Source organism: Bradyrhizobium nitroreducens (genome assembly GCF_002776695.1).
Lineage (GTDB): Bacteria > Pseudomonadota > Alphaproteobacteria > Rhizobiales > Xanthobacteraceae > Bradyrhizobium > Bradyrhizobium nitroreducens.
Window position 1 is genome coordinate 5,652,774 of the sequence record NZ_LFJC01000003.1, and the last position, 233, is coordinate 5,653,006.

Here is a 233-nt window from a genome sequence, read left to right on the forward strand (position 1 = left end):
ATTGGCAACCCCGACCGACACGGTCGAGCCCGACACGCTCACCGTGTCGCTCGTCCCGCCGATAGACACGACGGCGCCGGTGCTCAGGATCGTCGCCGTGTCACGAAGCCCGTTCACATTCACCGTCAGCGCACTGCCGCTCAGCGTCACCGTGTCGCTATAGCCGGTCATCGTCACAGTGCGCGCGCCCGACGTGTTCAGCGTGATGTAATCTCCGCTCAGCGTCACGTAAT

General features: G+C 63.9%; 1 protein-coding gene. It reads right to left on the reverse strand.

The genetic code is table 11. The features are described 5' to 3' along the window. A partial coding sequence (locus TSA1_RS40740; RefSeq protein ID WP_245448419.1) for a hypothetical protein occupies positions 1–233 on the reverse strand: 233 nt, incomplete at both ends.